The 16,154-nt window shown below is 44.1% G+C and carries 11 protein-coding genes; all 11 read left to right on the plus strand.

Going from position 1 to position 16,154, the window contains the following annotated elements; genetic code table 11:
• Window positions 1–30: 30 nt before the first annotated feature.
• The 11 genes from AC1DP6_RS25845 to AC1DP6_RS25895 all read left to right on the plus strand — a co-directional run bounded on the left by AC1DP6_RS25845 (window position 31) and on the right by AC1DP6_RS25895 (window position 16,134).
• On the plus strand, window positions 31–2,268 hold the full coding sequence (locus tag AC1DP6_RS25845; protein WP_477057430.1) for a helix-turn-helix domain-containing protein: 2,238 nt from the start codon (window positions 31–33) through the stop codon (window positions 2,266–2,268).
• 274 nt (window positions 2,269–2,542) lie between these two features.
• Window positions 2,543–3,298: a (Fe-S)-binding protein gene (locus AC1DP6_RS25850; RefSeq protein ID WP_441576210.1), complete on the plus strand. Its 756-nt coding sequence runs from the start codon at window positions 2,543–2,545 to the stop codon at window positions 3,296–3,298.
• Complete coding sequence (locus tag AC1DP6_RS25855; RefSeq protein ID WP_477024144.1) at window positions 3,279–4,658, plus strand: lactate utilization protein B; 1,380 nt, start codon at window positions 3,279–3,281, stop codon at window positions 4,656–4,658. The genes AC1DP6_RS25850 and AC1DP6_RS25855 overlap by 20 nt, the downstream gene beginning before the upstream one ends.
• Window positions 4,655–5,227, plus strand: a complete 573-nt coding sequence (locus AC1DP6_RS25860) for a LutC/YkgG family protein (RefSeq protein ID WP_477057431.1) — start codon at window positions 4,655–4,657, stop codon at window positions 5,225–5,227. The genes AC1DP6_RS25855 and AC1DP6_RS25860 overlap by 4 nt, the downstream gene beginning before the upstream one ends.
• 951 nt (window positions 5,228–6,178) lie before the next feature.
• Window positions 6,179–7,972 (plus strand): polysaccharide biosynthesis protein, encoded by a 1,794-nt coding sequence (locus AC1DP6_RS25865; protein WP_477057432.1) that lies wholly within the window; start codon window positions 6,179–6,181, stop codon window positions 7,970–7,972.
• Between the two features lie 87 nt (window positions 7,973–8,059).
• Complete coding sequence (locus AC1DP6_RS25870) at window positions 8,060–8,896, plus strand: polysaccharide biosynthesis/export family protein (RefSeq protein WP_477057433.1); 837 nt, start codon at window positions 8,060–8,062, stop codon at window positions 8,894–8,896.
• Between the two features lie 13 nt (window positions 8,897–8,909).
• Window positions 8,910–11,303, plus strand: a complete 2,394-nt coding sequence (locus AC1DP6_RS25875) for a GumC family protein (RefSeq protein WP_477057434.1) — start codon at window positions 8,910–8,912, stop codon at window positions 11,301–11,303.
• A 37-nt stretch (window positions 11,304–11,340) separates the two neighbouring features.
• Window positions 11,341–12,630 (plus strand): nucleotide sugar dehydrogenase, encoded by a 1,290-nt coding sequence (locus AC1DP6_RS25880; RefSeq protein WP_477057435.1) that lies wholly within the window; start codon window positions 11,341–11,343, stop codon window positions 12,628–12,630.
• 229 nt (window positions 12,631–12,859) lie between these two features.
• On the plus strand, window positions 12,860–14,026 hold the full coding sequence (gene wecB, locus AC1DP6_RS25885; protein WP_477057436.1) for a non-hydrolyzing UDP-N-acetylglucosamine 2-epimerase: 1,167 nt from the start codon (window positions 12,860–12,862) through the stop codon (window positions 14,024–14,026).
• A gap of 79 nt (window positions 14,027–14,105) precedes the next feature.
• A complete protein-coding gene (locus AC1DP6_RS25890; protein WP_477057437.1) occupies window positions 14,106–15,596 on the plus strand; it encodes an oligosaccharide flippase family protein in 1,491 nt (496 codons plus the stop codon).
• A complete protein-coding gene (locus tag AC1DP6_RS25895; RefSeq protein WP_477057438.1) occupies window positions 15,577–16,134 on the plus strand; it encodes an acyltransferase in 558 nt (185 codons plus the stop codon). Before AC1DP6_RS25890 ends, AC1DP6_RS25895 begins: the two co-directional genes overlap by 20 nt.
• The last annotated feature ends 20 nt before the right edge of the window (window positions 16,135–16,154 follow it).

The following is a 16,154-nucleotide window of genomic DNA, read 5'->3' on the forward strand; positions in this document are numbered from 1 at the left end:
TGTATATTCGCCCTTTCAATTTAAAATTAAATGCCCCAACCGGATAATACAAATATCATCTTTCACCTGGCGGCAGATTTCATAAACCATACACACCGCCATATATTCCTTACCGGTAAAGCTGGTACAGGGAAAACTACGTTCCTGAAATACATAAAAGAACATACCCGTAAAAATACGGTAGTTGTGGCGCCTACAGGTGTAGCCGCCATCAACGCCGGTGGTGTTACCATGCACTCTTTTTTTCAGTTGCCTTTCGGACCTTTTGTTCCCGGCACAAAAAGAGGCTTTGGAATGGATGAAATCAGCAGTACGGATAAACATAGTTTGTTCCGTAACATTCGTTTTACGAATGATAAGAAAGTGCTGTTGCAGGAAATGGAATTACTCATCATCGATGAGGTAAGTATGGTGCGTTGTGATATGCTGGACGCTATTGATGTGATCCTCCGTCACTTCCGCAATAAACCCCTGCTGCCTTTTGGTGGTGTGCAGGTGTTGTTCATCGGCGACCTGTACCAGCTGCCCCCGGTAGTGCCGGACGCAGAATGGCGCATGCTCTCTGAATACTACACCAGCACATTCTTCTTTGCCTCTAAAGTAATAGAACAGGCGCCACCGCTATATATTGAGCTGAAGAAAATTTACCGGCAAAACGAACAGGCCTTCATCGATGTACTTAACCGGGTACGTAACAATGAAGTACTGCATGAAGACCTGGTAATGCTGAATGAACATTATCAGCCAAATTTTAAGGGAGAAGACGAAGAGTATATCGTACTCACCACCCATAACAGGAAGGCGGATGAAATCAATGCCCGGCGCCTGGCAGACATGCCCGGCAAAGTGTATCGTTTTGAAGGTAAAATTGAAGGCGATTTCAGTGACAAAGCCCTGCCCACAGAATTGTTGTTGCAACTGAAAGTAGGGGCACAGGTGATGTTCCTGAAAAACGACCTGGCGCAGCCACGTCGTTACTACAACGGAAAAATCGCCATCGTTAAGGAAATCAATGACGAAGAAATAGTACTGGTGTTGTCAGGCTCTCATGAGGAACTCAAACTGGGTAAGGAAACCTGGCGCAATATCCGCTATTCCTACAACCAGGAAGAGAACAGCATTGAGGAGGAAGAAATAGGCAGCTTCACGCAGTTTCCTATCCGCCTGGCCTGGGCGATCACCATTCATAAAAGCCAGGGGCTTACGTTTGAACGTGCGATTATCGATGCGGGCTACGCTTTTGCACCCGGGCAGGTATATGTGGCCCTTAGCCGCTGTACTTCGCTGGATGGCCTGGTACTGCATTCCCGCATTGGGCATGGCAGCATTAAAACAGACCGGCAGGTCATCGAATTTGCTGAAAAGGAAAATGAAGCCAATGAACTGGTGGTGCTGCTGGAAATGGAACGGAAGAAATTCCAGGCCACTTCCCTGTTGCAACTGTTCGACTGGTACCGTATGCAGGCCACCATTCGCAGTCATGCCGTATGGATCCAGGATAAAAAAGTACCCGATTTTGATGCCGCCATAAAATTGAGCCGCAGCATGTCTGCCAAAGTAGAACAACAACAGGAAGTAGCCGCTAAATTTGTAGTGCAGCTGCATCAGTTGTTGGATACCGCCATACAAACCGGCGAAATGGAACAATTACAACTGCGGGTGAACAAAGCTATCGGTTACTTTACCCAAAGCATCTATGAAGATCTGATACTGCCTTTGCAGGCCCACATCACGGATGTGAAGAAAGCAAAGTCCAAAAAATATCTGTTGCAACTCATGGCCCTGGAGTCTGACTGCTGGAATAAACTGCGGCATGTGTGGGAAGTATCCTACGCTGACCTGGCATTTACCACCGGCCTGAAAGATTATACCAAACTAAGGGATGCAGAAGCCGCCGCAGCTGCTATTCCAGCAGCAGCTGCCAAAGAAAAGGCCGCAAAAGGGAAAGTGGAAAAAGGCGCCAGCCGCCGTGGTACACTGGAACTATTCCTGGCAGGTAAGTCTGTTGCGGATATTGCCACAGCAAGACAACTCGCAGTGGGCACCATAGAAAGCCACCTGGCACAATGCGTGGAAGCCGGAGAGATGGATATCTATAAGTTTGTATCCGAAAGGACTATGCGCCTCATCCTGAAACATATCGGAGAGCTGGGCGCTACGGCTGCAGGTCCTATCAAGGAAAGAGTAGGGGAATCCGCCAGCTTCGCGGAAATCCGCGTAGTACAATGGTATCTGAAGAAGAAACAGGAAGAACAAATCATGAGATAGCTGTTAGCCATTGGCTTTTAGCAAAAATGCAGCGGAGGACATATTTGTTATGTTCTCCGCTGCATTTTTGCTAAAAGCCAATGACTAACAGCTAAAAGCTAAAGCAGGATAGCCCGGGTTGCCAACATTAGGTCTTCGTTGTATTTTGCTAAAAGCCAATGGCTAACTGCTAAAAGCAAAAATAAGCCAGTAACCGGTAAAAAAGAGGTAGGATTACTGTCGCATTGCCTGCTAAATTTGCATGTCAGCAATGATCATCTAAATTACTTTACCCGTGAAAGTAGGATTATTTATACCATGTTATATTGACCAGTTCTATCCGCAGGTAGGCATTGCCACCCTGCAGTTGCTACAGAAACTGGGTTGTGAAGTGGAATACCCACAGGGACAAACCTGTTGTGGCCAGCCAATGGCAAATTCAGGATACGAGCATCTTACGCATCAGTGTAATACCCTCTTCATCAAAAATTTTGCTGACTACGATTATATTGTAGGTCCCTCCGGCAGTTGTGTATTGCATATCAAGGATCATTTGCACGATCCGGTGGTGGAGGACAAGGCCACGCACATACGCCAACGTATATACGAACTGACGGAATTCCTGACAGACATCCTGAAGGTGGAATCTCTCCCGGCCCGTTTTCCCTGTAAGGTAGGTTTGCATCAGAGCTGCCACGGACAACGTGGACTGGCACTGGCACAAATGAGTGAGCTGGTGGCAGCACCTTTTTCCAAACCGGAAAAGCTGCTGCGCATGGTGGCAGGTGTGGAGCTGGTACCGCTGGACAGACAGGATGAGTGCTGTGGTTTTGGAGGTACTTTCTGTGTGGCAGAAGAAGCGGTGTCCGTAAAAATGGGAAAGGATCGTGTAGCCGATCACGTTAAACATGGCGCAGAGGTAATCACCGGAACAGATGTGAGTTGCCTCATGCACATGGAAGGCATTTTACGCCGGCAGCATGCCGGAGTGAAGGTGATGCATATTGCTGAAATTCTCAATCAAAATATCCATGAACAGGCAAACAGCTGATCACGCAACGCTGGCGGACAAGTTCAACGAGGACGAAGCCCGGGTAAACTGGCACGATGAAACTTTGTGGTGGGTGCGGGCAAAGCGCGACCGCATGGCATGGAGCATCCCCGAATGGGAACTATTGAGGGAAACGGCTTCGCAGATAAAACTTAATGCATTGGGGAACCTGTATGATTACCTCCTGCAGTTTGAACAACAGGCACAACAAAATGGTGCGATCGTGCATTGGGCCGCCGATGCAGCAGAACATAACCAGATCGTCACCGCCATATTGAAAAAGCATGGTGTGCAGCGGATGGTGAAAAGTAAATCGATGCTGACGGAAGAATGTCATCTGAACCCGCACCTGGCAGCCAACGGCATCGAAGTGATAGATACAGATCTGGGCGAAAGAATAGTACAGCTGGCGAAAGAACCACCCAGTCATATCGTACTGCCGTGTATTCATAAAAAGAAGGAAGAAATAGGCGAGCTGTTTCACGAACACCTCGGTACCCCCGCAGGAAATGCGGATCCGCAGTTCCTGACGGCAGCAGCAAGGCTGCATTTGCGCAAGGAGTTCCTCCAGGCAAACGCTGCTATTACCGGGGTGAATTTTGCAGTAGCAGAAACAGGGGAGATGGTGGTATGTACCAACGAAGGGAATGCAGATATGGGCGCGCACCTGGCCAATGTACATATTGCCTGTATGGGTATTGAGAAAATAATCCCACAGCGTAAGCACCTGGGGGTGTTTTTACGCCTGTTGGCGCGTAGTGCTACGGGACAGCCCATTACCACCTATTCGAGTCATTTCAGGCAGCCCAGGGCCGGTCAGGAGTTGCATATCGTGTTGGTCGATAATGGTCGTAGCAGGCAGCTGGGCCGGGAGGACTTCCGCAACTCGTTGAAGTGTATTCGTTGTGGTGCCTGTATGAACACCTGCCCGGTATACCGGCGCAGCGGGGGACATAGCTATCATACTGCGGTAGCAGGTCCTATCGGGGCTATTCTGGCGCCTAACCTGGATATGAAGGATTATGCAGATTTGCCCTTTGCGTCAACGCTGTGTGGCTCCTGTTCAAATGTATGCCCGGTGAAAATAGATATTCACCAGCAGCTGTATAAATGGCGGCAGGTATTGGTAAAGGAAGGACATACCACGGCTGCGAAAACCGCCAGTATGAAAATAATGAGTGGGGTATTATCAGCGCCACGTACCTATAAAACCGCTGGTAAAATGGGGCGTTGGGTGATGCGTGCTTTCCCCGGTATGGTAAATAACCGCCTGAACCCATGGTACAAGCAACGGGAAATGCCTGCGCCGCCGGCACAATCATTCTCCGAATGGTATGAAAAAAATAAAAAATCTTCATGAGCAGCAGGGATAAAATATTAGCCGCCGTAAAACAGAACCAGCCGGAGGCGGCAGCGTTGCCAGCTTTGCAGGGACTATCCGGCAATATGCCCGGTACGCTGGAAGCCTACCGCAAAGTATTGGAGGCACTGGGGGGCAGTTTGTTTGAAATAAAAAGTGAAGCGGAGATACCAGCTTTGCTGGCGGAGCATTATCCGCATCTGCAACGCATCATTACGGCTAGTGATATGCAACGTGCATGGGTGAATGAAGATCCGCATCTGCTGGAAGATGTGGACATGGCTGTTGTACCCGGGCAATGGGGCGTAGCAGAAAATGGGGCTATCTGGCTCACAGAACAGGAGATGCAGGTAAGGGTACTGCCCTTTATCTGCCAGCACTTAGCTATCGTATTACCCCGGCAGCGGATACTGCCCACGATGCATGAAGCCTACGAAAAAATAGGTGCGCCACAAACGGGTTTCGGCGTGTTTATTGCCGGCCCTTCCAAAACAGCCGACATAGAACAGTCGCTGGTATTGGGGGCTCATGGTGCCAAAAGCCTGGTGGTATTTATTACCGGCGAATAGCATTTACGTATATACTTCTATGTTATAAGCGGCCTCACCTGTTGACAGGTGAGGCCGCTTACATTGTAAGGGGTCCATATCAGACGGACCGGTATAATGTTAGTTGTTTTTTAATAACTGTACTATTTAATAAAAACTTCACTAACTTTTTGTGTTGGAAATTAAATAAATTAGTAAATTGGTATGGTGTTTGTTTGATTGCGAGCGTTATAAGAATCATTTTAACGCAGATTTTTTAACCATATTATATAGCCATATTTTAGTCATATGCTGCGTTAACCAGAAAAATTGAAAGACCATGTATCATCTATTTAACACTTTAGAGCAGTCAGAGAAAAGCAAGACGTTACAGCCCAAAGTTCTGTTGCATCACCACCAATGTTGCATCACTGGTAAAATTTCTTTAGTAATATTTAATATGGACAGCGCATTTAGCTGATCCGCCTATTTTTTCCGTATATCCAAAAATTTATTTGCTGTGTTGTCCCGTTGGGGCAGTGTTTCAGTAGATGATGATTGCGGATATCTTTTTCATAATCGCTTTTTTAAGCCGGTTCGGGAATGTTATGTACTATCGTTCTGTTTTAGAGGTGGGCTCGAAAAAAAAGTTTTCAACAGTTTACTTTTTCATAACAGAACTTATCAATTTTAGTATTTACTTTGTGCTAACTTTGAAAACCGAATAGTTTGTAATCATTTTCGTATACCCGTTCTGGTTTAATTGACGCGCTACTATGAAAACCTTGAAAAATGCGTGGATGTAGTTGACCAGGCGAACGTAAAGACATTTAATAACCATATCTTATTATTGAACCTATGGTGCGTAGTTCATCGTGGATTACCCCGTCATGGCTAATTTTACTATTAGACCTGGGGTGTTCTGTTATCGCAATCAATTTAGCTTTTCTTCTCAGATTGAATTTTGATGTAGATGCCTACTTGTATTTTCCTGTGGAGAAAATCGGAGTGGTAGTTTTGGGTGTATACCTGGCATTGTCGTTGCTATTGCGTACTTACCGTGGTATCGTAAGATTTACGAGTCTCACAGATATTGGCCGCATTACAGGACTGAATCTTATCAGTTGCCTGATCCTGTTTACTTTTGGCTATAGCCATGTGCCGGATGCAAAGCTCAACATCTTTCCTATTTCAGTGATACTGATTAATTTCTTCATCAGTTCTTCCTGTATGTTATCTTATCGCCTGCTTGTAAAATGGATCTTCAGGTACCATAATAACTTCCGCAATCATAGTCGTGTTGCCGCTGCTATTTATTATACCGGCCATTCGAGTCTGATGCTGCGTAAGGCGATTCATGACGATCCTCAGTCAGATGTGAAAATAACTGCATTTTTAGCCGATACAAACGCACATGCCGGTAAGTCAATAGAAGGTCTTCCTGTGTATGCTTCCCGTAAAGGCCAACTCTTTAAAATGGTGAAGGAAGGAAAGATCAAGGTACTGCTCATTCCTAATGACCACCTGGATGCCGCACATCTGAATGAACTGGTAGAGGAATGTATTACATTGAATATAAGGGTCCAAAAAATTATTCCCGTGAGTCAATGGACAGAAGGTTCTAACAATAACAGCGTTCAATTGAAAGATATCAATATCGAAGATCTGCTGGAACGGTCTGTTATCAATATTAAAAACCTGGAACTCAGTAAAGAGCTGAAAGGTAAAAGCATTTTAGTAACAGGAGCTGCCGGATCTATTGGCAGTGAGATTGTAAGGCAACTGGTGGGGTATGAGCCTTCTGTTATTGTGCTTTGTGATAAAGCAGAGTCACCATTGCATGAACTGGAGCTGGAGATAGCGGAAAAGATGGTAACTATACCTATTATTCCGTTCATCGGAAATGTGTGTGATAAAGTTCGCATGCAGCAGTTGTTTGAAATTTATGCGCCTGCTATTGTATATCATGCAGCCGCCTATAAACATGTGCCGATGATGGAAAAAAATCCGTCTATCGCTGTGATGAACAATGTGCTGGGAACCAAAACAGTAGCGGAACTTGCTGTTGAATACGGCGCGGAGAAGTTTGTAATGGTATCAACGGATAAAGCAGTAAATCCTACAAACGTAATGGGCGCTTCCAAGCGTATTGCAGAGATTTTCTCTCAATCTTTCAATAATCACCTGAGCGAAAAATATCAGAAAATGGGGCCGATATACGGCGCACCACCAACACGCTTTATTACCACACGTTTTGGAAATGTGCTGGGTTCCAACGGCTCGGTTATTCCCCGTTTCAAACAACAACTGGAAAAGGGTGGACCATTAACGGTTACGCATCCGGATATCACCCGTTATTTTATGACCATTCCTGAAGCTTGTCAGCTTGTGCTGGAAGCCGGTGCAATGGGACAGGGTGGCGAGATATTTGTGTTTGATATGGGTAAGCCCATGAAGATTGCCGACCTGGCCAGGAAAATGATACGGATGACAGGCAAAGAACCAGGTAAGGATATTCAGATTGTTTTCACCGGATTACGTCCGGGAGAAAAACTCTACGAAGAACTACTGAATAATGCAGAAAATACATTGCCCACTTATCATGAAAAAATCATGATCGCCAAAGTAAGGCAATCTGATTTCACGGAAATCAATGAGCGGGTGAATCAACTGATAGAGTCAGCTCAAAAACATTACCTCACACCAACCGTGGCCAGGATGAAGGAATTGGTGCCAGAGTTCATCAGCAAAAATTCAGCTTATGAAGAACTGGACAAGGTAAAATAAGGATGTAAAATTATACTGTAAAATATCTTTTCTGCAAGCCCAGGGGGCTCGCAGCAGGGGACGATTTATTTAAACTGTTTGCCGGTAATGAAAATAATCAATCAGGGCTTGTCCCGTTTCAGACGTTTTAGAAGTTTACTTGTTTTAATGGGGAGCATGCTCGCCTTATTCATGGGTGGCTGCTCATCACAAAAAAATATTGCGTACTTCAAAGATGTGCCTGATACAGTTAAACGTCAGATGGTGGAGATGGCAACATACACTACGCCTGTTATACAGCCGGATGATATTTTGCAGGTAACTATCCAAACACTGGATCCTGCATCTACCGCACTCATGAATCAGCAGAATTCACCAAACTGGTCGGTAGGTGGCACTTCCGGTGCAGCAGGTGCGGCCGCCACCAACAGTCCGGGCTATCTGGTAGATAAACTGGGATTTGTAACACTGCCACTGGTGGGAAAAATATTGGTGAAAGGAAAAACAACCGGAGATGTACAGGAAGCTATCAGGGCCAAAGCCGCAGAATTTTATAAAGATCCGGTAGTAAATGTCCGGTTTATAAATTTTAAAGTAACGGTACTGGGTGAGGTGACCAAACCAGCAACCTATGTAATGCCTAACGAGAAAGTTACTTTGCTGGATGCGATAGGCATGGCAGGGGATCTTACTATTTATGGCAAAAGAGAGAACGTTTTATTGATTCGGGAAATAGAAGGGAAAAAGGAGTTTATCAGATTTAATCTCAATAGCAGCAATTTATTTACTTCTCCTTATTACTATCTGCAACAGGGAGACGTGGTATATGTTGAGCCGAATAAGTCAAAGGTGGTTTCCACGGATGCAGCCCGTTTGAGGAATATTACAATTATATCATCCGTTCTGACGCTGCTGGTTGTAATCTTTTCAAGGGTTAATTTTTAAATGTTTGCTGTTTATGTCGGAGAATTATAATGGTAATGGACAAACTGCTGTAAATGTAAATGGTGTTTTACATCAGCATAATGAACCTGATAAGGTTTTTGATCTCAGGAAGCTGCTGGACAAAGTGATCAGTTATTGGTACTGGTTCTTCCTCTGCGCAGTGGCCGGCATCGCATTGTCGTGGCTATACCTGAGGTATGCAACGCCCGATTATAAAGTGAACGCCAAAATATTGATACAGGATGATCAGAAAGGCGGCGACAGTCCCGAAAAGGATATGTTACAGCAATTGCAGATATTCAATAGCAAGAGTAATGTGGACAATGAAATGGAAATTATAAAGTCCCGTTCATTAATGGAGAAAACAGTCAGGGACCTGCAGTTGAATGTATCCTATTGGCTGGAAGGCAGATTGAAAACAGCAGAACAATTCCGCAAGCTGCCCTTCTCCGTGCAATGGACTAATCTGAACGATACGCTGCCAGATGCTGAATATGTGGTGCGACCTTTGTCCGAATCTAAAGTACACGTAAGTGCCGAAGGGATCGTGAATAAGGATATTTCCTGGAACGACACGCTGCATTTGCCGGAAGGAGTGATGAAGGTGATGAGGCAGCCGGGTAATAACCTGATTAAGGAAAACTATGTGGTGAGAGTGGTATCTGTCGATAAAGCAGTAACCGTTTACCGTAATAAATTAGCGGTAAATATTCCTAATAAGCAGGTAAGCACTATCGACCTGACGATGACCAGTACTATCCCGGAAAAAGGGGAGCTTATACTAAATGAGCTGATTAATGCTTATATGCAGTTAAGCGTGGATGCCAAAAACCGGATTGCAGACAGCACTATCGCCTTTGTAGACAATCGTCTGGCATTGGTTAGCCATGAGCTGACAGGTGTGGAAAAAGATATTCAGACTTTCAAGCAGAATAATCAGCTGGCAGATCTCGGAGAACAGGCTAAACTCTTAATATCCAGTACCGGCGACTTCTCCAGGCAACTAACAGAACAGCAGGTTAAATTAAGTGTCATTGAATCCCTGGAAAAATATATCAATGACGAAACAAACAATAAACGGATTGTACCCTCTTCACTTGTTCTGGAAGATCCCAACTTTGTATCTATTATTGGAAAGTATAATGGTCTGGAGTTGGAAAGAGAGCGGCTGTTGATGTCAAACACGCCGTCTAATCCGGTAGTGAAAAACATCGATGAACAGCTGGTTGGTCTCAGAGGAGATCTGAAAAGCAACTTGTCTTCTTTCAAAACCGGCATACAAACAAGTATTGGTCAGTTGCAACAAAGATCCGGTGCCATTGACAGGAAGATTCAGCAGGTGCCCGCCAAGGAAAGGGTATTCCTGGATTATTCCCGCCAACAGGCGGTTAAACAGGAGCTGTACCTGTTTTTACTCAAGAAGCGCGAAGAATCTGCTATTTCCAAGTCTTCCAACCTGGCTGGTGCAAGAATCATTGATCTGGCCAAAAGTGAAGCATTCCCTTACATGCCTAAGCGGGCTTTGATTTACCTCCTTGGAATGATGTTGGGTATCATTTTGCCTTCTATTGGTTTATACCTGCGCGATATACTAAGCCGTCGGGTAGTAAATAAGCTGGACATCACCGAAAATACCCCTGCTCCTATATTGGCTGAGGTGGGACATACGGACGACAAAACGGCTGTTATTATATCCAAAGAGTCCGTGAGCCCTGTTGCAGAGCAGTTCAGAGCTTTGCGTACCAATCTGCAATTTGTGTTGCGGGGCGCCGGTGAAAAGGTTATCCTGCTCACTTCCAGTATGAGTGGGGAAGGGAAAACTTTTATAGCCACTAATCTGGCCGCTGTTTTATCTTTGTCGGGAAAAAAAGTACTGCTAATGGAAATGGATCTCAGAAAACCCAAAATATCGGAGAAGCTGGGTATTGATAATCGCACCGGGTTTAGTACCTATTCAATAGGGAAAACGCCATTGAGCGAGTTAATCAAGCCTTCCGGTATAAATGATAATTGCTGGATTATTACCTCGGGACCCATTCCTCCAAATCCTGCGGAACTCCTGCTGACAGATGTTACGAAAGAATTATTTGTCAACCTCCGGTCCCGTTTCGATTATATTGTTATCGATGCCCCCCCGGTAGGGCTGGTAACAGATGCACAGTTATTGGGTAATTTTGCAGATACTACCTTGTATCTGGTCAGACAAGGCTATACTTTCAAACAACAACTTCAGATATCTAAAGAACTTTATACCTTCCGTAAAATGCCCAAAATGAACATCGTTGTAAATGATGTAAAAGCTGGGAAAGGATATGGTTATAGCTATACCTATGGGTATGGTTACGGCTATAATGACAATTCACCTAAGGGGCTGTCAAGTAGAATCAAGGTAATGTTTGGCAGATAATATTAAGAGACAATATATTAATTAAATAGTTAATAAAATGAACCAGGAATCAAAAATTGCTATCATCGGACTGGGTTACGTTGGATTGCCACTGGCTATTGAGTTTGGGATGCTATATAATACATTAGGATTTGACATTAATACAGGTAGGGTAGAAGAGCTGAGAAATGGCTACGACCATACACTGGAGGCGAATCTTGAAGGTATGAAAGAAGCAATGGAGAAGAAGAAAGATAGCAAAGGAACAGGCTTAAATTTCTCTGACAAGAAAGAAGATCTTAAAGATTATAACACTTTCATTGTAACGGTACCTACCCCCATTGATCGTTTTAATGCACCTGATTTAAAGCCCCTGCTGAAGGCAACTGAAATGTTGGGTACGGTTTTAAAGAAAGGCGATATCGTTATTTATGAATCTACGGTATTCCCTGGGTGTACAGAAGAGGATTGTGTACCATTATTGGAAAAAATTTCCGGCCTGAAGTTTAATGTGGATTTCTATGCGGGATATTCTCCGGAGCGTATTGTACCTGGCGATAAGGTGAATACCCTTACTACTATCAGGAAAATCACTTCTGGTTCAACACCGGATATTGCAGAAAAGATCGACCAGCTATATAAGCGTATTATCAAGGCAGGTACCCATAAAGCACCCAGCATAAAAGTAGCTGAAGCAGCCAAAGCAATTGAAAACGCTCAACGGGATGTGAATATTTCCTTTGTGAATGAACTGGCATTAATCTTTGATCGTATTGGTATTGATACGACTGATGTGCTGGAGGCTGCCGGCACAAAATGGAACTTCCTGAAATTCAAACCAGGGCTTGTTGGCGGACATTGCATTAGTGTAGATCCTTATTACCTGGCACACAAAGCCGAGGCATTGGGCTATTATCCACAGGTGATCCTGAGTGGAAGGCGGGTGAATGATATGATGGCGGTGTTTATAGCCAATAAGATCATAAAGCTGATGGTGAAAAAAGGTCGCAGAATAGAAAGCGGAAGAGCACTGATACTTGGTATTACTTTTAAAGAGAATTGCCCGGATATACGTAACTCCAAAGTGGTGGATATATACAAGGAACTGACAGAGTTTGGAATGAAAGTAGATGTGTATGATCCCCATGCAGATAAAGCAGAAGTGAAAGAGGAGTATGGGCTGACATTGGTAGATAGTATCTCAAAGCAATATGATGCTATTCTGGTGGCCGTTGCGCACAACGAATTTCTGACAATTGATTATAACGCCTTGAAGAATGGTCATGATGCAGTGGTGTTTGACGCCAAAGCTATCTTAGACCGTTCGCTCGTAGACGGAAGATTATAGCAAAAGCGGGTACTATACCCGCTTTTTATAAAGTATCGGATGATTAAAACAATATTATTGAGAAACCATAGCTGAAAGATCTTTATTGAAAAACCTTTTATTGAAAAAACCTTTTGAGAGAAACCAGTAGTTGAAAAATAATTAATTGAAAGACCTTTTATTGAAAAATCTTTAGCTGAAAAACCTTCGGCTTGGAGATCTTTTGTTGAATGACCCATAAATAAGAAGGATGAACCATATCAAAAAGAAAAAAGTAATGGTAGTTTTTGGCACCCGGCCGGAAGCTATAAAAATGGTTCCGGTTGTAATGGAACTGGCCAGACATAGTGACCTGATTGATGCAAGAACATGTGTAACAGGCCAGCACCGTCATATGTTAGACAGTGTACTGGAAACTTTCAATATTACACCGGATTTCGATCTGGATATCATGCAGCAATCACAGGATCTTTATGATATCACTATCAACATTCTGTCAAGAATGAAAGTAGTGTTGAAAGAGTTCCGGCCCGACCTGATCCTCGTGCACGGTGACACTACTACCGCTTTTGTGGTTTCGCTCGCGGCTTTTTATGAGAAGATTCAGATAGGGCATGTGGAAGCGGGGCTGAGAACCTTTAACATTCATTCACCATGGCCGGAAGAATTTAACCGGCAGGTAGTAGACAAAATTGCAGATCTCTGCTTTGTGCCTACTGAAAAGTCTAAAGCCAATTTATTGAATGAAGGGATGCCGAAATCAAGCATATTTATTACCGGCAACACCGTAATAGATACATTGCTGCTGGCACTGGATAAAATAGAAAGCGATGTGTCGTTGAAATTATCACTGGAAGGGATTTTAGCGGAGAGTGGATATGATATTTCAAAAGGCAGGCAATTTATCCTGGTAACAGGGCACAGAAGGGAAAGTTTTGGAGATGGTTTCCTGAATATTTGTGATGCCCTGAAAAATATTGCTACCCGCTTTCCGGATGTGGACATCGTTTACCCGGTTCACCTGAATCCTAATGTGCAGGGGCCTGTTTATAATAAACTGGGGGGTATTGAAAATATATACCTGACCAAACCACTCGATTACCTGCCATTTATTTATCTCATGAAACATTGTTACCTGGTGCTGACAGACAGCGGTGGTATTCAGGAAGAAGCACCGAGTCTGGGTAAACCTGTACTGGTAATGAGAGATACCACTGAGCGTCCGGAAGCAGTAGATGCAGGAACCGTAATACTGGTAGGTACCTCTGCTGAAAAGATCTTCCATGAAACGGAGTGGCTCATATTGGATAGTGAAAGATATGCTGCTATGAGCATGTTACACAATCCTTATGGTGATGGTAAAGCAAGTGCCAGGATCATCGATGCTATCCTGGAAAAAACAGCTATTACAAAATAAAGGTTAAACGGAATCACAACAGAAAATAGGTAAAATATTTTCTGATCAAGATACTACGATGATAATTATCCAGAAGTATATGCCACGGCTTGCAGATATCATATTTGCGCTGAAAGCGAAGGTTAACAAATCAGAAGTTGGTAAGAAGATAGTACACGGTGTTTTCTGGACATTCCTGGGAACGGTGGTCTTCAGAGCCCTGATCTTTTTATCTTCTATTGTGATCGCCCGCATGCTTAAAAAGGAAGGTTTCGGAGAGATGGGAATGATCCGGTCAACGATCGACATGTTTATCGTTTTCTCCATATTCGGTTTGGGTATCACCACCACAAAATTTATTGCGGAATACAGGGATACCGATAAACAGAAAGCGGGTAGAATAGCAAAGATGGCCATGCATATGGGTATCTTAATGGGATTGATTATCAGTGTTTCGTTATTTTTTTCGGCGAGTCCGCTGGCAGAGCATTCGCTGGAGAATGCCCACCTCGGCACCGGCCTGAGATATGGTTCCTGGGCGATCCTTTTTTACGCCATTAATGGCGTTCAAACGGGCATCCTGGCTGGTCTGGAAGCATTTAAAAAAATAGCGAAGGTTAACCTGATAGCAGGAGTTATTAACCTGCCGATTTCTATAGGGCTTACCTATTTAATGGGCGTAAACGGTGCTATTCTGAGTTTAACCATCAATGCACTTTTAATTGCCGCGTTGAGTTGGGTGGAGATCAAAAAGGAGACAAAGAAATTTGGTATCAATGTAAATGAAAAAGATTACCGCAAGGAGTTAAAGGTATTATACACTTTCAGCTTACCGGCGGTGTTAAGTGGTATACTGGTATTACCGGTAAACTGGTATTGTAATGTGCTGCTGGCAAAAGAACCAACAGGCTATGCGCATCTCGGGGTATATAATGCGGCACTCAGCATTTCACTTATTATCAGTGTGGTAAATACTACGCTGGGGCAGGCGTTGCTGCCGCAGGTGATCCGCAATTTTAAACAGCGGAATGCTAAACTGGAAGCCATCAACAATTTTGTTCCCTGGGGTATCGGCATATTTTTATCGCTGCCTTTTATACTGGTGCCGGAAATGGCAGGTATCGCTTTTGGCAAGGATTTTACATCCGGCAATTTAAATGGTACAGTAGTGATTGTAATGATCGGTACTATCGTTATTGCACACCGGCAGGGTATAGCCAGAAATTTTGCAGCAGGCAGCTTTATGTGGTGGAGTATGTTAAGTAACGGTATCTGGGGGTTGCTGGCTATTTTTTATATGATGGGAATTAAGCACGGTGGTTCGGAAGGACGTGCAGGTGCCTATGCATTTGCCTACTTTATCAGTACCGTGGTATTTGTTCCCTTCTATATAAAAAAGCAACTGGCAGATGCTTATTTCCTGATATCTCCTGAGTCATTGGCTATCTGGGGAATCATTTTTATAGCATTTATAGTGATGATGATGTTCAAGTTGAGCATATACGTGCGGCTGTTGATTTTACTCGTTGCATGCGCCATTATTTTATGGATATTTTATAGAATTTATAAACATGTCAGGTCTGTTTCTTAGTAAAATATACAATGCTGTTGCCAACAGCATTCACAAAGCGGGTATCAGGCGGACAAAGTTCCGTCTGCTGGGTGCAGGTGTATCAATAGGTCGCCCGTTTCACTGCAGTGGTGAAGGTAACATCTCTATAGGGGAGTACACCTATATTGGCCCTGGCGCCAAACTATACGGCGTAGGTGGTATTACCATCGAAAAGGGAACCATTATAGGACCTGATGTAACGATATACTCCGCCAATCATGTATTCAGAGACGCACATTATATTCCTTATGATCACCGGGTGGATACAAAACCCGTGAGCATTGGCGAGAATGTTTGGATCGGAGGGAATGTAATTATTGTTCCCGGCACAAGTATTGGAGAGGGCAGCATCATTGGCGCCGGAAGCGTGGTAACAGGCACCGTAGCTCCGTTTTCTATTGTAGCCGGCAATCCCGCTAAGGTAATCGGTAGCAGAGACGCTTCACATTACAACAAGCTTAAAAGCGAGGATAAAATATACTTCAGGGCAAAACAGCTGGGTACACTACAGCAATAGYACTGACAGGGAAGACATTT

The sequence above is a fragment of the Chitinophaga sp. 01L420 genome (assembly GCF_056399985.1).